20 protein-coding genes and 1 riboswitch are annotated in these 23,292 nt (G+C 59.4%); of the genes, 8 read left to right on the forward strand and 12 right to left on the reverse strand.

The genetic code is table 11. The features are described 5' to 3' along the window. Position 1 precedes the first annotated feature (1 nt). The 6 genes from QC821_RS04030 to QC821_RS04055 all read right to left on the reverse strand — a co-directional run bounded on the left by QC821_RS04030 (position 2) and on the right by QC821_RS04055 (position 5,766). Positions 2–790, reverse strand: a complete 789-nt coding sequence (locus QC821_RS04030) for an L-iditol 2-dehydrogenase (protein ID WP_309717312.1) — start codon at positions 788–790, stop codon at positions 2–4. Then, positions 787–1,494 carry an HAD family hydrolase gene (locus QC821_RS04035; RefSeq protein ID WP_309717314.1) on the reverse strand — a complete coding sequence of 236 codons (708 nt, stop codon included), beginning with the start codon at positions 1,492–1,494 and terminating at the stop codon, positions 787–789. The genes QC821_RS04030 and QC821_RS04035 overlap by 4 nt, the downstream gene beginning before the upstream one ends. Continuing rightward, positions 1,491–2,654 carry an ABC transporter ATP-binding protein gene (locus QC821_RS04040; RefSeq protein ID WP_309717317.1) on the reverse strand — a complete coding sequence of 388 codons (1,164 nt, stop codon included), beginning with the start codon at positions 2,652–2,654 and terminating at the stop codon, positions 1,491–1,493. Before QC821_RS04040 ends, QC821_RS04035 begins: the two co-directional genes overlap by 4 nt. A gap of 13 nt (positions 2,655–2,667) precedes the next feature. After that, positions 2,668–3,486 (reverse strand): carbohydrate ABC transporter permease, encoded by an 819-nt coding sequence (locus QC821_RS04045; protein WP_309717320.1) that lies wholly within the window; start codon positions 3,484–3,486, stop codon positions 2,668–2,670. A gap of 14 nt (positions 3,487–3,500) precedes the next feature. After that, positions 3,501–4,388 (reverse strand): carbohydrate ABC transporter permease, encoded by an 888-nt coding sequence (locus tag QC821_RS04050; RefSeq protein ID WP_309717322.1) that lies wholly within the window; start codon positions 4,386–4,388, stop codon positions 3,501–3,503. Positions 4,389–4,455: 67 nt separating this feature from the next. Further along, positions 4,456–5,766 (reverse strand): ABC transporter substrate-binding protein, encoded by a 1,311-nt coding sequence (locus QC821_RS04055; protein ID WP_309717325.1) that lies wholly within the window; start codon positions 5,764–5,766, stop codon positions 4,456–4,458. 398 nt (positions 5,767–6,164) lie between these two features. Here QC821_RS04055 and QC821_RS04060 point away from each other — a divergent pair, with 398 nt between their 5' ends. The 6 genes from QC821_RS04060 to QC821_RS04085 all read left to right on the forward strand — a co-directional run bounded on the left by QC821_RS04060 (position 6,165) and on the right by QC821_RS04085 (position 12,905). Continuing rightward, positions 6,165–6,893: an SDR family oxidoreductase gene (locus QC821_RS04060; RefSeq protein ID WP_095621181.1), complete on the forward strand. Its 729-nt coding sequence runs from the start codon at positions 6,165–6,167 to the stop codon at positions 6,891–6,893. Positions 6,894–7,087: 194 nt separating this feature from the next. Beyond that, the gene (locus QC821_RS04065; protein WP_309717330.1) at positions 7,088–8,026 is read left to right on the forward strand and encodes an ABC transporter substrate-binding protein; all 939 of its coding nucleotides are present in this window, start codon (positions 7,088–7,090) and stop codon (positions 8,024–8,026) included. A gap of 61 nt (positions 8,027–8,087) precedes the next feature. Further along, positions 8,088–9,590 carry a sugar ABC transporter ATP-binding protein gene (locus QC821_RS04070; RefSeq protein WP_309717332.1) on the forward strand — a complete coding sequence of 501 codons (1,503 nt, stop codon included), beginning with the start codon at positions 8,088–8,090 and terminating at the stop codon, positions 9,588–9,590. Continuing rightward, positions 9,587–10,567, forward strand: coding sequence for an ABC transporter permease (locus QC821_RS04075; RefSeq protein ID WP_309717336.1), 981 nt, complete (start codon positions 9,587–9,589; stop codon positions 10,565–10,567). The genes QC821_RS04070 and QC821_RS04075 overlap by 4 nt, the downstream gene beginning before the upstream one ends. Before the next feature lie 55 nt (positions 10,568–10,622). Then, positions 10,623–12,164 carry an FGGY-family carbohydrate kinase gene (locus tag QC821_RS04080; protein WP_309717339.1) on the forward strand — a complete coding sequence of 514 codons (1,542 nt, stop codon included), beginning with the start codon at positions 10,623–10,625 and terminating at the stop codon, positions 12,162–12,164. 9 nt (positions 12,165–12,173) lie between these two features. Then, positions 12,174–12,905: an SDR family oxidoreductase gene (locus tag QC821_RS04085; protein WP_309717342.1), complete on the forward strand. Its 732-nt coding sequence runs from the start codon at positions 12,174–12,176 to the stop codon at positions 12,903–12,905. Positions 12,906–13,132: 227 nt separating this feature from the next. On the opposite strand, the gene QC821_RS04090 is transcribed toward QC821_RS04085, so the two are convergent. The 4 genes from QC821_RS04090 to QC821_RS04105 form a co-directional block, all read right to left on the reverse strand. After that, positions 13,133–14,131, reverse strand: coding sequence for a substrate-binding domain-containing protein (locus QC821_RS04090; RefSeq protein ID WP_309717344.1), 999 nt, complete (start codon positions 14,129–14,131; stop codon positions 13,133–13,135). 51 nt (positions 14,132–14,182) lie between these two features. Further along, positions 14,183–15,187 carry an ABC transporter permease gene (locus tag QC821_RS04095; protein WP_309717347.1) on the reverse strand — a complete coding sequence of 335 codons (1,005 nt, stop codon included), beginning with the start codon at positions 15,185–15,187 and terminating at the stop codon, positions 14,183–14,185. A gap of 31 nt (positions 15,188–15,218) precedes the next feature. Further along, positions 15,219–16,703, reverse strand: coding sequence for a sugar ABC transporter ATP-binding protein (locus QC821_RS04100; RefSeq protein WP_309717350.1), 1,485 nt, complete (start codon positions 16,701–16,703; stop codon positions 15,219–15,221). Positions 16,704–16,785: 82 nt separating this feature from the next. Beyond that, positions 16,786–17,832, reverse strand: a complete 1,047-nt coding sequence (locus QC821_RS04105) for an NAD(P)-dependent alcohol dehydrogenase (RefSeq protein WP_309717352.1) — start codon at positions 17,830–17,832, stop codon at positions 16,786–16,788. A 381-nt stretch (positions 17,833–18,213) separates the two neighbouring features. Between QC821_RS04105 and QC821_RS04110 the strand changes: the two genes are divergently transcribed. Together QC821_RS04110 and QC821_RS04115 are read left to right on the forward strand one after the other, a co-directional pair. After that, positions 18,214–19,110 carry an AraC family transcriptional regulator gene (locus QC821_RS04110; protein ID WP_309717355.1) on the forward strand — a complete coding sequence of 299 codons (897 nt, stop codon included), beginning with the start codon at positions 18,214–18,216 and terminating at the stop codon, positions 19,108–19,110. A 114-nt stretch (positions 19,111–19,224) separates the two neighbouring features. Next, positions 19,225–19,395: riboswitch (FMN riboswitch) on the forward strand. Positions 19,396–19,498: 103 nt separating this feature from the next. Further along, positions 19,499–19,981: a 6,7-dimethyl-8-ribityllumazine synthase gene (locus QC821_RS04115; RefSeq protein ID WP_309717358.1), complete on the forward strand. Its 483-nt coding sequence runs from the start codon at positions 19,499–19,501 to the stop codon at positions 19,979–19,981. Between the two features lie 56 nt (positions 19,982–20,037). Here QC821_RS04115 and QC821_RS04120 read toward each other — a convergent pair whose 3' ends face one another. Continuing rightward, entirely contained in the window at positions 20,038–21,603 is a 1,566-nt protein-coding gene (locus tag QC821_RS04120; RefSeq protein ID WP_309717361.1) for a glycerol-3-phosphate dehydrogenase, read from the reverse strand. A 30-nt stretch (positions 21,604–21,633) separates the two neighbouring features. Then, complete coding sequence (locus QC821_RS04125) at positions 21,634–23,244, reverse strand: FGGY-family carbohydrate kinase (protein ID WP_309717363.1); 1,611 nt, start codon at positions 23,242–23,244, stop codon at positions 21,634–21,636. Positions 23,245–23,292: the final 48 nt, after the last annotated feature.

Below are 23,292 nucleotides of genomic sequence, written 5' to 3' on the forward strand. Positions count from 1 at the left end.
CTCAGCTCATCCAGTTGCCGCCGTCGACGTTCAAGGTCTGCGCTACCACGTACTCGCTGTCGTCGCAGGCCAGGAACAGCGCCGGACCGACGTAGTCCTCGGGGCGCCCCATGCGGCCATAGGGCACCGCCTCACCGACCAGGCGCTTCTTCTCGCCCAGCGGCCGCCCTTCATAGCGAGCGAACAGCGCATCGACCTCCCCCCACATCGGCGTGTCGACCACCCCGGGAGCGATGCCGTTGACGCGAATGCCGTGCTTGATCAGATCCAGCGCGCAGGACTGGGTGAGGCTGATCACCGCCGCCTTGGTGGCGCAATACATGCTCACCAAAGCCTCGCCGCGGCGCCCGGCCTGGGACGACATATTGATGATCGCCCCACCCTGGCCGCGGGCGACCATCGCCCTGGCCACCGCCTGCAGGGTGAAGAACAGGCCCTTGACGTTGACGTTGAACTGCTTGTCGTAGCTGGCTTCGGTCACCTCGAGTACCGGCTGCATGTCGAACAGCGCAGCGTTGTTGACCAGGATATCGATGCCGCCGAAGCGCTCGCTGACCTCCGCCACCATGGCCTCGATGGCCTGATGGTCGCAGACGTCGAGGCGCACCCCCATCAGACGTCCCGCGCTCTGGCCATCGGCATCGAGGGTCGTCAGTGCCGCATCGATGGCGGCCTGATCGATATCGGCGATGACCAGCTTGGCGCCCTGGGCCAGGTAGCCCTGGGCAATGGCCAGGCCGATGCCACGGGCGCCGCCGGTGATCACGGCCACCTTGTCATTGAGTTTCATCTCTTGCGTCTCCTTGAAGGAAGGCTCTGCGCGGCACCCCGCCAGTCGCTGACCAGCTCGGCCAGATGCTGCATATGGTCGATCACCCGCCAGGCGCCGGCGGCCTCAAGCCGCGCCGCCTGCCCCGCTTCGATATGACTGGCACCGATAAAGCCCACCACGGTCATACCGGCGGCGTGGGCCGCGGTGACGCCGGCGACGCTGTCCTCGATTACCAGGCACTGCTCGGCATCTGCCCCCAACCGCGCGGCGGCCAAGCGGTAGAGGGCCGGATCGGGCTTGGGATGCTCGACCTCATCGGCCGTGAAGATCGGCGCCTCGCCGAGCAGGGCATCCAGCCCGGTGCAGGCCAGCGAGGCCACTACCCGCTGGCGGCGGCTGTTGGAGACCACCGCCTTGGGCAGCGGGATGGCGCCGATGGCCGCCGCGACGCCGGGCATGGCCTGCAGCTCCTCGGCCAGCCGCGCCTCGATGATGCTATCGACCCGCTGGGTGGCATCGGTAGGCAGCCGGTGACGGCTGAGTGCCTCGAGATGGCGCAGGATATTGGCGGTGGTCATGCCCAGCGCCTGGCGCAGTTCGCTCTCGGCGTGCAGGTCGGGCAGCCACTCGCCGAGCAGCTCGATCAGTGTCGCCTCGGCGATCGCCTCGCTATCGACCAACACCCCGTCACAGTCGAAGATCAGGGTCGGCGTCGGCCTCATGGGCTGCCCTCGGGACGCTCACTGCTATTGTCAGACCGCTCGCGGCTGTCCTGGCGCACCAGCCCCGAGAGCGGATGACGCGCCAGGCTCGCCAGGGCCAGGCCCTGGGCGTCGAACAGGTGTGCCCGTGAGGGTTCGAAGCCGAAGTTCACCCGCTCGTTGACGCGATAGGTGACATCGCCGTCGGCAGTGATGGTAATGATGCCGTCGTCCATCTCGACGTAGAGCGAGGTTTGGCCGCCCAGCCGCTCGATGACCTTGATCTGCCCTGACAGCGGCCCCTGGTCGTCGAGCAGCAGATGCTCGGGACGAATGCCCAGCTCCAGGGCATCGCCCGCCTGGGCCTCCTCGCCGTTCACCGCCACCTCGCTGGTGCCGCCCCCGGGCAGCGCCACGCGCACCCCGCTGGCAGACACCGCCTGGGCCGTGACCGGCAGGAAATTCATCTTTGGCGAGCCGATGAACCCCGCCACGAAGCGGTTGCAGGGATGGTGATAGAGCTCCATCGGCGAACCGACCTGCTCCACCACGCCGCCCTGCAGCACCACGATCTTGTCGGCCATGGTCATGGCTTCGATCTGGTCGTGGGTGACGTAGATCATGGTGGCGTCGAGCTCTTCATGCAGGCGTGCCAGCTCGATGCGCATTTGTACCCGCAGCGCCGCGTCGAGGTTGGAGAGCGGCTCGTCAAACAGGAAGATGCTGGGGTTGCGCACGATGGCGCGGCCGATCGCCACCCGCTGGCGCTGGCCGCCGGAGAGCGCCTTAGGCTTGCGGTCGAGCAGCGGCTCGAGCTGCAGGATGCGCGCCGCTTCGAGCACCTTGTCGCGCCGCGCCTGCTTGCCGACCCCGGCCAGGCGCAGGCTGAAGCCCATGTTGTCCTCAACGGTCATGTGCGGATAGAGCGCATAGCTCTGGAACACCATCGCCAGGCCGCGATCCGCGGGCCCGACCTCGTTGATGCGTTCACCGTCGATGAGCAGATCGCCGGAGGTGGCACTCTCGAGTCCGGCGATGATCCGCAGCAGGGTCGACTTGCCGCAGCCCGAGGGGCCAACGAAGACCACGAATTCACGGTCGTTGACCTCCAGGTCGATGCCCTTGAGCACTTCGGTGTCGTCGAAACGCTTGACGACTTGCTTGATCTGTAAGGTAGCCATGCTAGGAGTCCTGTTACTTGACGGCGCCGAAGGTCAGGCCGCGTACCATCTGTTTCTGGGTGAGCCAGCCGAAGATCAGGATCGGCGCGACCGCCATGGTCGAGGCCGCCGACAGCTTGGCCCAGAACAGGCCTTCGGGACTGGAGAAGGAAGCGATATAGGCGGTCAGGGGAGCCGCTCGCGAACTGGTGAGATTGAGGCTCCAGAAGGCCTCGTTCCAGCTCAGGATCACCGACAGCAGACCGGTGGAGGCAATCCCCGGCAGGGTCAGCGGGATCAGCAGGTAGAGCATTTCCTGAGTGGTGTTGGCACCGTCCATGCGCCCCGCCTCGAGGATGTCCTTGGGCAGGTCCTTGAAGAAGGTGTAGAGCATCCAGATCACGATCGGCAGATTCATCAGGGTATAGATGACGGTCAGGCCGATACGCGTGTCGAGCATGCCCAGGTCGCGGAAGATCAGGTAGATCGGCACCAGCACGCCCACCGGCGGCAGCATCTTGGTGGAGAGCATCCATAGCATGGTGCCCTTGGTGCGCTTGGTGGGCAGGAAGGCCATCGAGTAGGCCGCCGGGATGCCGATAAGCAGCGCCAGCAGGGTCGAGCCGAAGGCGACGTAGACGCTGTTATAGGCGAAGTGGAAATAATCGGCACGGCTCTGCACGGCGGCGTAGCTATCCAGCGTCGGCGTGAAGAACAGGGTCGGGTCGGCGATCGCCTGGGCCTCGGTCTTGAAGCCGGTGAGGATCATCCACAGGATCGGGAAGAAGATCACGAAGGTGATGCTCCAGGCCAGCACGGCCAGGACAAAGCGCTGTAGTCGTGAGGTATTCATGAGGGCTCCTTCGGCTAGTCTTCGAGGTTCTTCGCGACCATGCGGATCAGGAAGATCGCCACGATATTGGCCAGGATGATGGCGATGACCCCGCCGGCGGAGGCACCCCCCACGTCGAATTCCAGCAGTGCGCGCATGTAGATCAGGTACGCCAGGTTGGTGGTGGCAAGGCCGGGTCCACCCGAGGTGGTGACGTAGATTTCGGCGAAGATGGTCAGCAGGAAGATCATCTGGATCATGATCACCACGCTGATGGCGCGCTTGAGATGCGGCAGAGTGATGAAGAAGAACACTGCCACCGGGCCGGCGCCGTCCATGCGTGCCGCCTCGACCTGATCGTCGTCCAGCGACTGCATCGCGGTGAGCAGGATCAGCAGCGCGAACGGCAGCCACTGCCAGGCGACGATGATGATGATCGACAGCAGCGGGAAGGAGGAGAACCAGTCTATCGCCGGTAGCCCAAATAGCCCGGCGAACCAGGCCAGTACGCCATTGACCGGGTGCATCATCATGTTCTGCCAGATCAGTGCACTGACCGTGGGCATGATGAAGAACGGCGAGATCGCCAGCACGCGTGCCACGCCGCGGCCCAAGAACTCCTGCTGGTAGAGCACCGCCAACAGGGTCCCACCGATCACCGAGATCGCCAGCACCGAACCGACCAGTACCAGGGTGGTACCCATGGCCCGCCATAGCGCCGGGTCGGTAAACAGATATTCATAGTTTTCCAGGCCGGCGAACTGCTCCATGCCCGGCATCATGAGGTTGTAGCGCTGGAAGGAGAACCACAGGGTCATGCCCAGTGGTATCAGCATCCAGATCAGCAGCAGGGTGACGGCGGGCGCCTGCAGCGACAGGCTACGCAGGCCGCCTACGGTACGCCCGGAAGCTCGAGTACGCATGGTGTTACCACTCGGGATTGAGATACGAAGGTCGGCCGGGGAGCCCCGGCCGACTCAGGACAGACGATCAGTCGTAGTAGCCTGCCTGACGCATGGCGCGCTCGGCGCTGCGCTGTGCCGACTCCAGGGCCTGCTCGACCGGCATCTGACCGGTGAGTGCCGCGGCGATCGACTGGCCGACCTGGGTACCGATGGCCTGGAACTCGGGAATGCCGACGAACTGGACCCCGGTGTAGGGTGACGGCTTGAGCGTCGAATCGGTGGGGTCGGCGTTCTGCATCGCCTCGAGCACGAAGCTGGCAAACGGCGCCGCCTCGATATAGCGCTCGTCCTCATAGGTCGAGGCACGGGTGCCTGGCGGTACACTGGTCCAGCCTTCGGTCTCGCCAACCAGCTCGATGTACTCCTGGGAGGTGGCCCAGGTCACGAACTGCTTGGCGGCATCCTGCTCTTCCGAAGAGGCCGGAATCGCCAGCGCCCAGGACCACAGCCAGTGCGAGCCCTTCGGCGTTTCAGCCACCGGCGCCTGAGAGAAGCCCAGCACCTCGGCGACGTCAGACTCGCGCGGATCATAGATACGGCCCGCCGCCGAGGTGGCGTCGATCCACATGCCGCAGCGACCGCTGGAGAACAACGCCTGGTTCTCATTGAAGCCGTTGGAACTGGCCCCCGGCGGACCATAGCTGTTCATCAGGTCGACGTAGAAGCTGATCGCTTCCTGCCACTCGGGGGAGTTGATCTCGGGGTTCCAGTCCTCGTCGAACCAGCGACCGCCGAAGGTGTTGACCAGGGTCGAGACGAAAGCCATGTTCTCGCCCCAGCCCGGCTTGCCGCGCAGACAGATGCCGTAGAGTCGATTGTCGGGATCGTGGATCTGTCCTGCCCACTCGTAGACCTCGTCCCAGCTCGGCTGGTCAGGCATCTCGATGCCATGCTCTTCGAACAGGTCGGTGCGGTAGTAGAGCATCGAGCTCTCGCCATAGAACGGCAGCGCATGCAGGGTGCCGTCGTGGCTCAAGCCGTCGCGCACCGGGCGCAGCAGATCGTCGACCTGATACTCCTCGGGCAGGTCATCGAGCGGCACCAGCCAGCCGCGCTCGGCCCAGATCGGAGCCTCGTAGGTGCCGATGGTCATGACGTCGAACTGGCCGCCGCCGGTGGCAATATCGGTGGTCAGGCGCTGGCGCAGCACGTTCTCCTCGAGCACCACCCAGTTAAGGGTGATGCCGGGATGCGCCTGCTCGAACTCGTCGGTCAGGCTCTGCATGATCACCATGTCATTGTTGTTGACCGTGGCGACGGTAATTTCCTGGGCGTGAGCCGCGGCCGAGACCGCCACCGCCAGAGTCGCCAACGGCAAGGCGTGGGAGAGTTTCATGGAGTGCTCCTTGGTAACGCTTGGCATTGTTGTTCTGCTCAAGTCATTTTGATCAAATTGATCATTGATCGATCAAATGATCGTCCACGCTCCCAAAAAAAGCAAAGCCGTGGGGCTTATACTTTAGGGTAAGTCGGCTAAGAGACGCCGGCCATGCGTCCCTGTCCACTGGGCTTGAGCGCTCGCTCATGCGCCTAGCGCGGCAATCGATATTAACCCGCCTCAACCCTCTTACTAGACATTGGTCTAGCCCTCATTGATTTGTCCTTAGCTGGGAGCTAGCCTTCAAAAATGTTGACGTTAACATTTCGAAGATGCCAGCAGCGACACACAGCCTCCGACATCTGAAGAAAACGTCGAATCGCTAAATCCCAGTCGTTATTTAAGGAGAACATGTTATGCCCAATGATTTAACAGGCAAGGTGGCAGCCGTCACCGGCGCAGCATCGGGGATCGGGCTGGCCACGGTAAAAGCAATGATCTCATCAGGCGCTCGCGTCGTACTTATAGACCGCGATGAGGCCGCTCTGAAATCGATCTGCGAGGAGCTTGGCGATGCGGCGATTCCCCTGGTCATCGACCTGCTCGACCCACGGGCCTGTGCAACACTTCTCTCACAAACCCTGGAAAAGGCAGGACAGCTCGATATTTTCCACGCCAATGCCGGAAGCTACATCGGTGGTGACCTGCTCGACGCCGATCCAGACGCCATCGACCGGATGGTAAGCCTGAACGTCAGCGTCGTGATGAAGAATGTCCATAACATCCTGCCGCACATGATCGAGCGCGGAACCGGCGACATCATTGTGACGAGCTCGGTGGCCGGACATTTCCCCGTCCCTTGGGAGCCTGTCTACGCCTCCTCCAAATGGGCCATGACCAGCTTCGTCCAGACAGTACGCCGCCAGGTATTTAAACATGGCATCCGCGTCGCGTCGGTCTCGCCCGGCCCGGTCAACAGCGCCTTGCTTGCCGACTGGCCAGAGGAAAACCTCCGCAAGGCTAAGGAGTCCGGCAGCATCATCGAACCTACGGACGTGTCCGATGCGATCATGTATATCCTGACTCGCCCTCGCAATGTCACGATTCGCGATATGGTCGTCCTGCCCAGCAATTTCGATATGTAAGTCGTCAGGAGAAGAAGGAACGCTGGCAAAGACAGAGAGAGTAACTAGACATTGGTCGCAGTTCTATTGATTTGTCACTCGGAGCCTTCTAGCCTTCAAAATGTTGACGTTAACATTAATGGCAATGTCAATATCAATCAACGCTAAAACCGGTAAGCGCTAAAGCCGGACAAGAACAAAGCCTGGAGCCAACCATGAAGATCAGCAACATCGCACCGCACGTTCGCCAAGCCGCTCTTATAACCGCCTGCGGGGCTGCCCTGGTTACTGGTACCGCAGCGGCCGACGAGCACACTCTGACCATCGGCATGTCCTTTCAGGAGCTCAACAACGAGTACTTCGTTACCATGCAGGAGGCGCTCGAGACCGCCGCCAGCAGCCTGGGCGCTGAAGTGATCGTCACCGATGCCCGCCACGATGTCTCCAAGCAGGTCAGCGACGTCGAGGACATGATTCAGCGAGGCATCGACATTCTGCTGCTCAACCCTGCCGACTCCGTCGGGGTCGAAACAGCGGTGTTGTCTGCCCAAGAGGCCGGCGTTACCACGGTGGCGATCGATGCCCAGGCCGAAGGGCCCGTAGATGGTTTCGTGGGTTCAAAAAACTATGATGCTGGCTACCTCGCCTGCGAGTACATGGCCGAACAACTCGGCGGTGAAGGTCAGATAGCCCTGCTGGATGGCATTCCGGTCGTGCCGATCCTGCAACGTATCGAAGGCTGCACCGACGCACTTAACCAGTACGATGGCATCGAGATCGTCACCACGCAGAATGGCCGTCAGGAGCGCACCCATGCGATGACGGTGACCGAGAACATCATCCAGGCCAACCCGGATCTCGATGGTCTCTTCAGCGTCAACGATATCGGCTCCCTGGGCGCCCTAATCGCCATCGAGGCCAGTGGCCAGGACATCAAGCTGGTCAGCGTCGACGGTCATCCCGAGGCCGTTGCGGAGATCCAGAAAGCCGATTCGCCGTTCATCGCCACCTCAGCGCAATACCCCGCTGACATGGTGCGCGTGGGGCTTGGCCTGGCGCTGGCCAAGCATTGGGGTGCCGAAACTGCCCCGGCGGAAATCCCCATCGACGTACAACTGATCGACCGCGACAGGGCAGCCGATTTCAGCTGGTAACCCCTCCCACAGACGATGACGACGTGCGCCGCCCATACGGGCGGCACACCAGGGTATCCCCATGACGCCATTACTTTCCCTGAAACATATCTCGAAATCGTTTCCCGGAGTGAGGGCCCTCAAGGATGTATCGCTCGATGTCCACGCGGGTGAAGTGCACGCGTTGCTCGGCGAAAACGGCGCCGGCAAGTCGACACTGATGAAGATCCTCTGCGGCATTTACCAACAGGACGAGGGTGAGATCCACATCAACGGCGAGGCACGCCATTTCCATGGTTACCAGGATGCTCTCGATGCGGGAATCGGCATCATCTTCCAGGAATTCAGCCTGATTCCCGATCTGGACGCCGTGGATAATATTTTCCTTGGCCGAGAATTGCGCAACAAGTTCGGCCTGCGTGACCGGCGCAGCATGATCGCCGAGGCACAGCACCTGTTCGACCGCCTCAAGGTCTCGATCCCACTGGATCGTCCCATCGTCGATTTAAGTGTCGCCGACCAGCAGTTCATCGAGATTGCCAAGGCCCTGTCGCTGAAGGCGCGCATTCTGGTCCTCGACGAGCCAACCGCAACCCTGACGCCAAGCGAAGCCGATCACCTGTTCACCATCATGCGCAAGCTGCGCGAGCAGCAGGTCGGCATGGTATTCATCTCCCACCACATGGAAGAGATATTCACCATCTGTGATCGTGTCAGCGTGATGCGTGACGGTGAGAAGGTCGACGACTGCGATGTCGCCTCGACCACCCCCGATGACCTGATCGAGAAAATGGTCGGGCGCCGCGTCGAGAACCTCTTCCCCGACCACCGTTGCGATGCCGATTACAACGATGTGGTACTGGACATTGAGGCCCTGCGCCTCGAGGCCAATGGCCCCGAGCACTCACTGAAGCTCCACCGCGGCGAAATCCTCGGTTTTGCCGGCCTGGTGGGGTCTGGTCGCACGGAACTGGCCATGGGGCTCATCGGTGCGACGCGCCCCGTGCATGCCAAGGTGAGTATGGAGGGCAAGCCGGCCAAGCTCCGCCACCCTGCTACCGCCCTGAAGCAGGGTATCGGCCTGTTGCCGGAAAGCCGCAAGGTCCAGGGGCTGATCCTGCCGTTCTCGTGTCGAGACAACATCTCACTGAACAACCTGGCGCAATTCCAGGGTGCCTTGCCGCTGATCAAGCGCCGCCAGGAGGCCAGTACTGCCGCCGGTTTGATGGGCTCGGTCCGGGTCAAGGCCCCCAGCCCCGAGACGCCTGTCGGCGACCTCAGCGGCGGCAACCAGCAGAAGGTTGTCATCGCCCGTTGGCTTGGCCACCAGTGCAAGGTGCTGATCTTCGATGAGCCCACCCGCGGCATTGACGTTGGCGCCAAGTCAGAGATCTACGCCCTGATGAAGGAGCTCACCGCCCGAGGCGTATCGATCATCATGATCTCGTCCGAACTCCCAGAAATCCTTGGCCTATGCGATCGCGCGGCGGTCTTTTACCAAGGCCGCATTGCCGCCGAACTGCAAGGCGACGAGCTCAATTCACAATCCATCATGCATCACGCCACGGGGGGACTCAGCTCATGAGCCAGCTCGACTCAACGCCAGGCATGAACCGTCAGTCCCTCAAGATGCGACTGGCCAGCTGGCGCCGTACCCCGATCTTCTACCCGTTGATCGGTTTCATCGTCGTCTTCATTGCCATGGCGGTCATCAACGACAACTTTTTGACCGCAAGCAACCAGGTCAATCTGGCACGCCAGACCTCGATCATCGCCATCATCGCAGTGGGGATGAGCCTGGCCATCCTCACCGGCGGCATCGACCTCTCGGTGGGCCCGGTCATGGCCCTGTCGGGTACCGTCATGGCGGGGCTGATGGTGGCCGGGGTCCCTCCATCGCTGGCCATCCTGCTAGGCGTGTTGGTAGGTGCCGGCTTCGGGGCCTTTAATGGCGTTTTCATCGCATTTGCCGGCATGCCACCCATCATCGTCACCCTGGCCACCATGGGCATCGCCCGCGGGCTCGGGCTGATATACACAGGTGGCTACCCGATTTCCGGCCTGCCCCCGGAGTTTGCCTTCTTCGGGCGCGGCAGCCTGGCCGGCATCGAAACGCCGATCCTGATCATGATCAGCGTCTACGCACTCGGCTTTGTGCTGCTTCACCATACGGCCACAGGCCGCTACCTGTATGCCATCGGCGGCAACGAGGAGGCGACCCGGCTGTCCGGCATCCGCGTCTCGCGCTATAAACTGCTGGTTTATACGCTTAGTGGTACGACTGCGGCCATTGCCGGGTTGATCCTGACCTCACGGTTGATGAGCGGCCAACCCAATGCAGGGGTCGGCTTCGAGCTCGATGCCATCGCCGCCGTGGTACTGGGCGGCGCCGCCATTACCGGTGGGCGCGGCATGATTCTCGGCACGCTGATTGGCGCCCTGTTGCTCGGCGTACTCAACAACGGCCTCAATCTGATGGGCGTATCGCCCTACCTCCAGAACGTCATCAAGGGCCTGATTATCCTGCTGGCGATCTATATCAGCCGCAAGCGCACCCCCTGAGCCCCGGCAAGCGCTTCGGCGCGGGTTAACCCAGCGCCGACAAGAGGAGAACCGTATGGAAACCGTCATCGGTATCGATATAGGCACCCAGAGTACCAAGGCCCTGGTGATCGATGCCCAGGGTCGGATCCTGGCCGAACATAGCCAGGGCTACCAGGTCGACACCCCGCGCCCCCTCTGGGCCGAGCAGTGGCCGGATGTGTGGTGGGACGCTGTACTCGGCTGCCTTAGCGCCTGCCTGGAAGCTCCTGGCATCGACCCCCAGGACGTCAAAGGAGTGTGCGTCAGTAGCCTCTACGGCGGCTCGGGCATACCAGTCGACGCCGAAATAACCCCCCTGCACCCTTGCCTGATCTGGATGGACCGTCGGGCCGAGGCTCAGGTCCAATGGGTGAAAGCGCATATCGACCTGGCTCGTCTGGGTGACATCACCGGCAACGGCGTGGACAGCTACTACGGCTTCACCAAGATGATGTGGCTCAAAGCTGAGCAGCCTGACGTCTGGGAACGCACCCGTTACTTGCTGCCACCCAATAGCTACATCAACTATCGCCTGAGCGGCGAGATCGCCATCGACCACTGCTCAGCGGGCAACATCGGCGGCATCTACGACCTGGCAGCACGCACCTGGTCGACAGACATGATCGACGCCCTGGGGCTCGACCATGACAAGCTCCCGGATCGGCTGGTGGACTCAGGGGCAGTCGTCGGCGGCCTGCTCCCGTCTGTGGCCGCGTCACTCGGCCTGCGCAGCGGTACGCCCGTGGTCGCCGGTGGCGTCGATGCCGCAATGGCCACGCTAGCAGCAGGGGCGACCCGTCCCGGCAATCACGTCGCCATGATCGGCACCAGCATGTGCTGGGGGGTCATCAACCAGCGCGTCGATGCCGGAAAGGGGTTGGTCAGCATGCCGCATGTGCTGAACAGCGACCGCGATCTTTATACCTTTGGCGGCGCCCTGACCGCGGGCGCCTCGGTCAGCTGGTATGTCGATACCTTCTGCGGCGAGGACAAAGCGGCCGCTGGCGAGCATGGCAGCGCTTTCGAACAGCTGGAACCGGCGGCCCGCGAACTGCCACCGGGGGCCGATGGCCTGCTTTTCCTGCCCTACCTGATGGGTGAGCGCAGCCCGGTATGGGACGCCAAAGCCAGCGCCAGCTTCATCGGCCTCAGCCTCTATCACCGTCGCCATCACCTGTATCGCGCCGTGCTGGAAGGCGTCACCTTCGCTCTCCGACACAACATGGAGGCGGGCACCCAACAGGGCGTGACACTGGACGACCATCTCATCGTGGTCGGCGGTGCCACCCAGTCAGATCTGTGGATGCAGATCATCGCCGACGTGACCCGGATGCCGGTCTACACCTACCGCGAGAACGTAGAGGCGGCTCTGGGGGCCGGCCTACTCGCCGGGCAGGCCGCCGGCCTTCTCGATCTAGCCCAGCCCCTGGCGCATGGCACCCTGATTGAGCGCTGCGTGCCGTCTGAAGACGCGGCACGACGTTACGACCAACGCTTCACCCTGTATTGCCAGCTATACCCGACGCTCAAGCCGATCATGCATCGGCTCAATGCCAACCATATACCGAGCGAGTGACGCCACATCATGAATTTCGAACTCCACAACCGACGCATCCTCGTCACGGGGGCGACCAGCGGCATCGGGCTCGATATCGCCCGGTCTCTCGCCGAACTCGGTGCCGAGCTGGTGCTGTTCGGCCGCAACCGCGACCAGCTCGCCGAACTCGAGCAAGAGCTGGAGGCGCGCACCCAGGCCGTCGACATCACCGATGAGGCCGCGGTTGTCGCGGCCTTCGTCGAGATGCCCGTCCTCGATGGCCTGGTCAATTGTGCCGGCATCTCGATCCTCGACGATGTCTTGGACATCCAGGCGAATGACCTCGAGAACATCATGGCCACCAACGTCACCGCCAGTGCCGTAGTGGCACGAGAAGCGGCCCGACACATGATCGCGCACGGCCGCCAGGGCAGCATCGTCAACGTCTCCAGCCAAGCAGCCATGGCCGCTCTACCCGGCCACCTCGGTTATTGCGCGTCCAAGGCGGCCATGGATGCCATGACGCGCGTGCTGTGCCTCGAGCTGGGCCCCAAGGGCATCCGCGTCAATAGCGTCAACCCGACGGTGACCCTGACTCCCATGGCTGAACGCGCCTGGGCGGATCCCGCCAAACGCGACCCGATGCTGGCCGCCATTCCCCTGGGACGCTTCGCCACCCCCCGGGAAGTCGCCCTGCCGGTGGCCTTCCTGCTGAGCCCAGCCGCATCGATGATCAGCGGCGCCTGCCTGCCGGTCGATGGGGGCTTCACCTGTCACTAGGCTCGATATGAAGACTGCCTGAGCTCGCAGGATTTTCGTACAAAGCCTCGCAGCCTGCGGGTTGTCCAGCAAGCTACTGCGACTAGTTTCCGGTAAGTTCGGGCAGTATAAAAAGAGCACGACCTTACGGTCATGCCCTTTCGACTCACTGGCGTTGTCTTGTTACCAACCGAATATCTACGCTCCGCAAGCAGAGTGTTCCCTCACATACCGACGAGAAGCAAAGCTTAGCGGGCACGCTTCTCCAGGAGTTGTTCTACATTATCGAGAGTGACAGGCGTCCAAGGCACATAGTAAAGTTCGCTCTGACCACCGTTCCACTCCAGTTCGGAGTACTCATCCCAAATAGATGACAAAGGCTGGTAGCTATCACCCTTTACCAATCGCAGCGCAACATCGAGGCCCCCCTGGGCCTGGGCATCAGCATCCTGAAGTATAGACTCCATATGGCCTTCCTTGACGGCAGTGAGGGCGTCGGTAATACCATCTGCCCCGGCAATGGCAAAGTCATTGACACTCAGCCCCGAAGCGATGATAGCTTCGATTGCCCCAATCGCCATCTCGTCATTCTGAGCAATGACCCCTTGAATTTGACCGCGGTGTGATGTGAGCCAATTCTCCATCAGTGCCATGGCTTCAGCGCGTGACCAGTTGGCAGTACGTCGCTCGAGTACACTGACCTCCGGGTGCTCTGATAGCACCTTATCGATGCCACGGCCACGATCTATCTGGCCGGTTTGTCCAATCGGACCTTCCAGAATTACAACATTGCCTTGATAGTCAAGCTGAGTGAGTACGCTGTTCGCCAGCATTTCCCCAGCCAACACATCGTCAGAACCGACGTAGGCAGCCAGCTGGTCGGTATTACATAAGGCATTGGAGCCAACCACTGGAATACCCGCACTAGCCGCCATGGCGACCGCAGATACGCAGGCATCGGCATCGATAGGAACGAAGAGAATCGCATCATATTGCCGAGAGATCATGCTTTCAAACTGATTGTTTTGTACAAGTGCATCGTAGCGTCCATCGAATACCGTAACTTCCACCTGTCCGCTCTCTACCGCTGGATGTCGCTGCAGGGCATTACTCCACAGCTGCATGAACTCACCCTGCAGTCCATACGTGGCGGCACCGACTCGTATTGGTTCATCCGCAGCCGCAAATGAACCGATCAGTAGGCTAGCAGTGATGCTGCCGACGGCGGCGATTTTTATATTTTTCATGAGACTGGCCTCTTGGCTGTTGGTATATAGATTTTATTGATCACCGATACTTCAATTGCTGGATAATCGTGACCTGTCTAACATGACGGCCAATACGATAATTCCCCCTTTAACGACCTGCTGGTAGAAAGATGAGACCCCTAGTAGATCAAGTCCGTTATTTAGTACTCCAATGATCAGGACACCAAATAGTGTTCCAACGATACGCCCACGCCCCCCTGCCAAACTGGTTCCCCCGATGACCACAGCGGCAATGGCATCAAGCTCATAAGCCACACCTGCCTGTGGGAGCGCTGCGCCAGTGCGGGCTGCAATCATCAAGCCTGCCAAGCCACACAGCACTCCAGATATGGCATAGACAGTAAAGGTGACGCGACGCACATTAATGCCAGATACCATCGCTGCCTGTGGGTTACCCCCCACGGCATAGACATAGCGACCAAAAGTGGTGTAACGCAGAGTGAACCAGGAGATCAGGAACACTCCAAGAAACAGCAGGACCGGAACCGGCATGCCTAGCACGACCCCCTGGCCGATGAATCGGAAGGTCGCATCCAAGTTCGAGATAGGCATGCCGTCGTTATAGATATACGTTAGCCCACGCGCCATGCTGAGCATACCTAGAGTCATAACGAAGGGCGGTATAGCAAAACGGGCGATCAACAACCCGTTTACCGCTCCAAGCGTTAAGCCAGTCATCAGGCCCATCATAATGGGCACCAGAATGAAGGAGGCTTCGCTGCCCGCCGCAAAACTGGCAGCAACAATGGAGGAACATGCCATCAGAGACCCCACCGACAGGTCTATTCCCCTCGTCAGAATGACAAATGTCATTCCGATAGCTAGCACACCATTGATGGATACTTGGCGTAGCACATTGAGCAAGTTGTTCGTGCTAAGAAAATAGGGGGAGACAACTGAAAGAACGGCACAGATGAATAAAAAAGCAATGATGATACCGTAGCTCACCATGAAGTCCGAGAACCGTCTCGAAGTCCCACCATTCTTAGCTGACTCTTCTGCGCCCTTATCTTTGGCTAGTGCCTGTTGAGACATAACATCACCTTAGGGTTCTTAATTTAGGTTATTATGAGGACAGCCTTGCCAAATTATCCTGGTTGAGATCACTGCCGGACAGTTCACCTGCAAGCCTCCCCTTTCTAAATACGATGACCCGATCACTCATCCCAAGGATTTCTGGAATTTCCGAGGAGGTCATAATAACGCCCTTCCCATTGCGTGAAAATTCAGACATAAAACGGTACATCTCCCGCTTGGCACCAACGTCTATACCGCGGGTAGGCTCATCAAGCATCAGAATATTGGGATCGGTTTGCAGCCACTTGGCCAGCACTACCTTTTGCTGATTCCCTCCACTCATATGGCGAACTTCCATCTCGATAGAGCTAGACTTTATCTGGTGATTCTCAACATGAAACCTAGCCACTCTCGCTTCTTTTCGACTTGAAACCAAGCCAAGCTTTGAGACCTTTCTTACCGAAGCCATGGAGATGTTGTGGCGAATAGAGGAACCTACCAGCAAACCACTGCCCTTACGGTCTTCAGTGACGTAAGCCATTCCAGCATCCATCGCATCTCGAGGACCTCTTGGCGTGAACGTGACTCCGTCGACCCACGCCTCACCATCGTGGGGAGCGTTGATACCGAAAAGGGTATTAAGGAATTCGCTGCGACCAGACCCCATCAAACCAAAGATACCAAGTATCTCGCCCTCCTTAAGCGATAAGCTAATGTCTTTAAATTCTCCACGTCGAGTGTAGTTCTCCACTCTCAAGATCTCTCGTTCTCCGGGCACATTGAATTTCGAGAATTCCTCCTGGAGCTCTTTACCGAGGATGGTGTCGATCAGATACTTACGATCTATATCCCCCATACTACCGGTACCGACGAAGGACCCATCACGCATGATGGTGTAGTCATCAGCGATTCTAAACAGCTCGTTCATACGGTGAGAAACATATATGATTCCAGCGCCGCGACTCTTAAGCTTGTGTACCGCTTCAAAGAGGAGCTCTGTTTCCCGCTCACCAATAGCCGAGGTCGGCTCATCCATGATGATGATTCTGGCATTTTGAGAGATTGCCTTTGCAATCTCTACCATCTGCATCTCGGCAATGCTGAGGCTAGCCAGTTTTACCGTGGGTGCTATCTGAATATTAAGCTCATCCAAGACACCCCTAGCTTGCTCGAACATGCGCCGATAGTCGACGATAAATCCAGCTTTTTTCGGCTCCCGCCCTAGAAAAATATTTTCAGCCACAGTCAACTCTGGAACCGGCTCCAACTCCTGACTAATCATGGAAATACCGATCTCTATAGCATCCTTAGGAGAGGAGAAGTGTACATCTTGCCCTGCGATCTTGATACTTCCACTATCCCTAGGCAGCACGCCCATCAAGATATTGAGAAGCGTCGACTTCCCCGCGCCATTGCCCCCACACAAGGCATGAACACTCCCGGACCTAAGCCGCAACACACCATTCTCAAGGACCGGAACCCCGGAAAAGCTCTTGGTTATATTAGAAGCCTCCAGGAGTAGATTGTTGTTCATTACGAGCCTCCCCCTTAAGCCTTGGAGTGACAACAACTGTCATCCACCTATAGTTAAATAGCATCAAACAGTCACCTTTTGCTCATGAGCAAAGTGTGACATGAAGTTTAATATCACCAGGCAAAGCTTTGGCAGCTCTCTCAAAGGCCTCAATGCTTTGGGAAAATGCAAGCGTATCGGTGATCAGTGGTGTCAGATCGACTTTACCGGATGCAACTAACGCAATGGCCCGATCATAAACGTTAGCGTAACGAAAGACCGTGTCGATACGCAGTTCCTTTGCTTGTGCCGAGACAATATCAAGATGGACGGGCTCTATCGGCATACCCACCAAGACTAACGTACCGGCAGGACGTGAGTAGGAAGTAATATCGTCATAGACGCGTGGTGCACCACTAGCTTCGAATACGACATCGGCTCCCCAGTCGCCCCCGCAACGTTGGTCGAGCGCTTCGCGCAGAGATTCGCGGAGAACGTTGACTGGCGTGAGGCCATCATACCGCTCGGCGATCGCCAGCTTTTCATCAACGATGTCCGAGATCAAGACTTCGCTGGCGCCATTGGCTAGGGCAGCCAAAGCCACCATCAGGCCAATAGGCCCAGCACCAGTCACCACACACAGGTCACCTGGACGCATATCTGCCTTGACCACAGCCTGCATGCCAATAGCAAAGGGTTCGATCATGGCTCCCTCGGCAAATGACACACTCTCCGGGAGAATATAGGTAAAGGCTGCGGGATGAATGATTTCCGGTGTCAGACAGCCATGTACCGGAGGCGTGGCCCAGAAGCGAACCTCGGGGTCGACATTATAGACACCCAGTTTGCTGGCCCGCGAAGCCAGGTTGGGGATACCCGGCTCCATGCAGACTCGGTCACCCACTTTCAGGTGGCGCACGCTGCTACCGACCTCTATTACCGTACCGGAAGCCTCGTGGCCAAGCACCATGGGTTCCTCGACCACGAATGGGCCAATACGGCCATGCTTATAATAGTGGACATCGCTACCACAAATACCCACCGTGTGAATGCGAATCTTGACATCATCTGGGCCAGGCCTGTCAGGTAGATCGATACTCCTCAGCGACAGCTCACGGCGCTGCTCCAGTACTAGTGCTTTCGCTTCCACGGTGCCCCCTGTCAGTATTACGATTGCCACAGTCAGTTGCCATTGATGGAAACGCTACGCCCAGTGGCAAAAACAGAGCTAGCCAGAAATTCCCAGTTAACTGATAGTTTTTTTCACAGCACGCCCTCATGCACGTAACCCAATGAATTAAAGAGGGAAAACAGTCCCCCCCTGTCCCCCTACTGACGATACTGCCGCAATAAATTTGACCAAAGTCTTACGGGAAAAAGGCGGAGGAATCACCCAAATTAGATAGGGTTAGGTGGGGTACGCAACATAGTGGCACAACAGCGCGCATGACGATTTGGTCGAAACCCGGCCGTCGAGCATGGCCATCCCCATATAGCGACACCCTGACCATAACGAAATGAGGATTCATTCATGAACACTTTCCAGTCGTGCGATATTGGCTTAGGAGAGCCCATATATGAGTCTATTTGCGTTGACCCTAAATGTAGTTTCTATTGGCACTGCCATGACTTTCCTCATGAAATAGCCAGGTGGAATTATCATCCTGAATACGAGCTTCACCTCATTAGAGAATCATGTGGAAATTACTTCGTTGGCGATTATATGGGACGCTTCCAAGCTGGAAACTTGGTACTGATAGGCCCCAACGTTCCCCATGCTTGGTATAGCGACATCGAGCATGACTGGGAGTTGATAGAAGGGCGTGACGTTGTTCTACAGTTCAGCGGTGGGTGGATTGAGAACATGGTAGCTTTATGTCCCGAACTTCGCTGCCTGATACCACTTCTGAAAGATGCCTCGCGTGGTGTCGAGTTCTGCGGACAAGAGAGCGAAGAATGTGCCCGTATGCTGATCGAAATGGAGGGATATGACGATTCAGCTAGGCTGCTGACCATGCTGACGATTCTACGCCGCCTGTCGCGAAGCCAGTACATATTATTAGCCAGCCCAGAGTATGATGCAACAGAACAAGGAGCGGCGACGGAAATGGTCGATGCGGCACTTTGCCACATACACAACCATTTCAATGAAGAGCTGAAGATGTCGAGTCTTGCCTCCTCTTTCGGCATGACGCCTTCATCTTTTTCGAGGTTCTTCAAGAACGCCACTGGCGATACCTTTGTGGCCTTTGTTCGACGCATTCGAATCATTCATGCCTGCCGACTTCTGGTAGAGAGCGATCACTCTATTGCAGAGATATGCTTTATGGTCGGATTCAATAATCTGTCTAATTTCAATCGGCATTTCCGTACACTCAAGGGGATGACACCTCGGGAGTATCAACATAGCGTTAGGGAGATAAAGTAATACTGGGAGAGCATAACCAAATGGCACGCCCTCGCGCTCGTGCCAGTTTATTTCATGCATCACCTTGGCGCCCGCTAAGGGGGCATATAAAATAGTTCCCGGCCATGACATGGCCACTGTTCTCAGGGCGGGGTGAAAGTCCCCACCGGCGGTGAAAGCGCTCCTTGTGAGAGCGGCTCAAGCCCGCGAGCGCCCGGTATCGGCGGCACACCGCCACTATCGGGGTCAGCAGATTCGGTGAGACTCCGAAGCCGACGGTGATAGTCCGGATGGAAGAGAACGGCACCTTAGACGGGATCGACGTGTACTCGCGGCCAGCGCCGCGTGCCTCGACGTCTCGGCATGGGTTCCGCATGCCCTGATTCTGGTAACTTTTTCGAGGAAGACCATGAATCAGCCCAAGATGAATCATTCCCCCCGTATTGCCTTTATCCAGGCCAGCTGGCATAGCGAGATCGTCGGTCAAGCCCGCGAAGCCTTCATTACCACTCTCGCCGAGCAGCATGGCATTGAGGCCGCTCGAGTCGACGTCTTCAGCGTCGCCGGCGCCTATGAGATCCCGCTACAGGCCAAGCTGCTGGCCAATAGTGGCCGCTATGCCGCCATCGTGGGTGCCGGCTTGGTGGTCGACGGCGGTATCTATCGTCACGACTTCGTCGCCCAGGCAGTGATCGACGGCATGATGCGGGTCCAGCTGGACACCGAAGTGCCAGTGCTCTCCGTGGTGCTGACTCCACACCACTTCCACGAACATGCCACGCATAGCGATTTCTTCCACAAGCACTTCGTGGAAAAAGGGCGCGAAGCAGCCAACGCCTGTGCCATGACCCTGGAGAACCACCGCGAGGTGCGCAAGTTGTACGCGGACTGATGCCGTTGCCATGGCGCTCCCCAGGAGCGCCATGATGTTCGACGCGTCAGGAGACGCTACGGCTGGGGCATCTCTTGCATCCTGGCCGTTGCTTGCCACACCGCCATACGCTCGACCATCCACGTTTCCAAGCGTCTGGCGTCATCATCACTCATTACCAGCCCAAGCTTGGTGCGCCGCTCGAGAATATCCTCGGCACAGCACGCCCACTCCCGTTCGATGATATACTCCACCTCGCAGGCGTAGAGGTCCGCCCCGAAATGCTCGCCTAGGCCCGCATAGTTCTGCGCATTACCCAATATCTGGCGAGTCAGGGTGCCATAGAGCCGTGCATAACGCCTGAGCGTTGCCTGTTCCAACCAGGGATAATTCCGCTCGAGGCCTAGCAGAAAGGCATCGAAATCCGCACCGGGGATATCGCCGCCGGGTAGCGGTACCGAGGTGTTCCATGAGCCGCCCATGTGGGGGAAATAGGACTTGAGCTTTTCCAGGCCATGTTCGGCCAGCTTGCGGTAGGTGGTGATCTTGCCGCCGAATACCGACAGCAAGGGCGTCTGGCCATTGTCGTCGGAGACATCGAAGACATAGTCCCGGGTCACCGCCGACGGGTTCTCCTGAGCATCATCGAACAACGGGCGAATGCCGGAAAAGCTCGTCAGGATGTCATCCTGGGTATAGGGAGTGACGAAATAGCGATTGACCACTCCTAACAGGTAGTCGATCTCACTTTGATCGACGGCGACGTCGTCCGGCGCTCCTTCATAGACGATATCGGTGGTGCCCACCAACAACTTGTCGTCCTCGTAAGGGTTGACGAAGATCACCCGCTTGTCGTCGTTCTGCAGCAGATAGGAGTTGGCCGTCGTGTAGCGCTTGGGCAGCACGATATGGCTGCCCTTGACCAGCTTGACCCTATCCTTGCTCTGTTGTTGAAAGGCTCCCGTGAGCACCTCCCCCACCCAAGGCCCGGCGGCATTGACGATCGCCCTGGCGCGCAGTCGGATGACCTCGTCGCCATCGCCGTGAGCGCTGCGACGCGTTAGCTCGACCTGCCAATGACCCCCGTGGCGCATCGCGGAGGTACACGCCGTGCGGGTATAGACCTTGGCGCCGAGGCGCTGGGCATCCAACGCATTGAGTATCACCAGACGGGCATCATCGACCCAACAGTCGGCATACTCGAAGCCCTTGGGAAATTCATCCTTGATCGCCTGCCCTTCCGGGCAGCGCAGCATGTCCAGGCTGCGACTGCCGGGCAGCAGGTCATCCTTGCCCCCCAAGTGGTCGTACAGGAACAATCCCGCACGGATCAGCCAGGCAGGACGCTGCTCAGGGCTGTGCGGCAGAACAAAACGCATCGGCCAGATGATATGCGGCGCCTTCTTCAACAGCACGCTGCGCTCGCGCAGTGCCTCGCGCACCAGGCGGAATTCGTAGTACTCCAGATAGCGCAACCCACCATGTACCAGCTTACCGCTGCGCGATGATGTGCCCTGAGCCAGATCGTCCTTTTCACATAGCGCCACGGACAGGCCACGGCCCGCCGCATCCTGAGCGAAGCCGGCACCATTGATACCGCCGCCGATCACCAACAGGTCATAGTGAGGTTCTTGCTCGCTCATCCACATATCTCCTTTCCGGGCACGCCGGGATCAGAATTCGGCTGTGACGCGCTCGAAGTGGCGCCAGAAGCCATCGGCATTGGCATAGGAGCGGCGATAGACACCGAACAACCGCTCGTAGAGGTTCTGCAGATCGGGATCGGGCATTACCCTCTCCTCGGCGAGGAAAGGCGTCACCCAGGTGCCACAAGCCTCGGCCAGATCACGCTGATGACCGAGGCACAGGCTGGCCACCATGGCCGCCCCAGCGGCTCCGGTCTCCTCCCGAGTCAGCGTACGTACCGGCACGCCCATGACCGACGCGAGGATGCTGCACATAGTGCGCGATCGAGCCGCACCGCCAGTCAGGCGCAGCTCTTCCGGATGGGCTTCCAGGGCGTGGTAACAATCCCGGGCAGCGAACGCGACGCCTTCATAGATGGCTCGCACCATATGCAGCTGGTGGGTATCGCTGCTGAGCCCGAGGAACTGGGCGCGGGCACGGGGGTTGAAGAAAGGGCCGCGCTCACCATTGGTACAGATGAAAGGGTGATAGATGACCCGTCCGGGCTCAGTCTTGGCCAGCGCCGTGTCCAGGCGTGGCAACAGGTCGTCCGGGTCGAGCGGCGCTTCCCCCAAGGTAGTAAGCAGCTGATTCAAACCCTTGAGGAACCACTCCAGATTGAGCGTCGCTGCCATGTTGGAGCACAGCTGCACCCAGGTACCCGGGGCCACGCAGGGCATGGTGTAGCAGGACTGATTACTGAGCACGATGTCGCGCACGTCTTCACGTGCACACAGATGGGCACCGGTAGTGCCGATGATACTGCAGGCCACCCGCTTGCCCGGCTCATAGACACCGGCCCCCAGGGCGGTGGCGAGCATGTCCACCGGCGCCAGCACCACTGGCGTTCCAGGCGCAATGCCGATGGCGCGCGCAACTTCGCCAGCGAGCGGCGCGTATTCACGGCTGCCGTCGACGATGGGCGGCAGTAGACCTCGATAACGGCCCAAACCAAAGTGCTCCAGCACCTCTTCCGAATAGTCGCCAGTGCGATAATCGCCATAGGTCCACAGCGCCTCGGCCGGATCCGTGGCTCGCTCACCGGTCAAGCGGAAATAGAGCCAATCCTTGCAGTGAAAGATCGTGGCCGCCCGGGCCAGGCGTTCCGGCTGATTGGCTTCTAGCCAGGCCAGCTGCCCGCTCTGAACTGACTGATTGAGCCCGGTGCCGGTACACCGGTATGTTTCGGGGCCAGTACGGGTGGCGCGCCAGTGGGAGACGATCTCGCTGGAGCGGTTATCGAGCCACAGCAGGGCATCGCCCACCGGATGGCCATCGGCGTCAATGATCCAGGTCCCATCCCCCTGACCGGTGACGGCAATCGCTGCGATCCGGGGTGCCAGTTCGGGGTATGCGGTGACCAGGCTCGTCAGCGTCGTTACGGCCGCGTCCCAGGTCTCCTCCAACCCCTGCTCGACACCGCCATCTGCACGCTGCCTCAAACGATTACCACAGTGGGTCTTGGCCAGCTCCCGGCCCTGGCGATCGAAGGCCACCGCCTTGATCACGGAAGTCCCGGCATCCAGGCCGATGATCACCTCACCGGCATCCTCCGATGGAGGGCTGGGGAACGGGGTCCCCGAAGCAGTTGTTGGCATTGGCGTTCTCCATGTTGTTTTTATCGTCTGGCGGAGCAGTACAGTGAG

Source organism: Franzmannia qiaohouensis, from assembly GCF_031451695.1.
GTDB lineage: Bacteria > Pseudomonadota > Gammaproteobacteria > Pseudomonadales > Halomonadaceae > Franzmannia > Franzmannia qiaohouensis.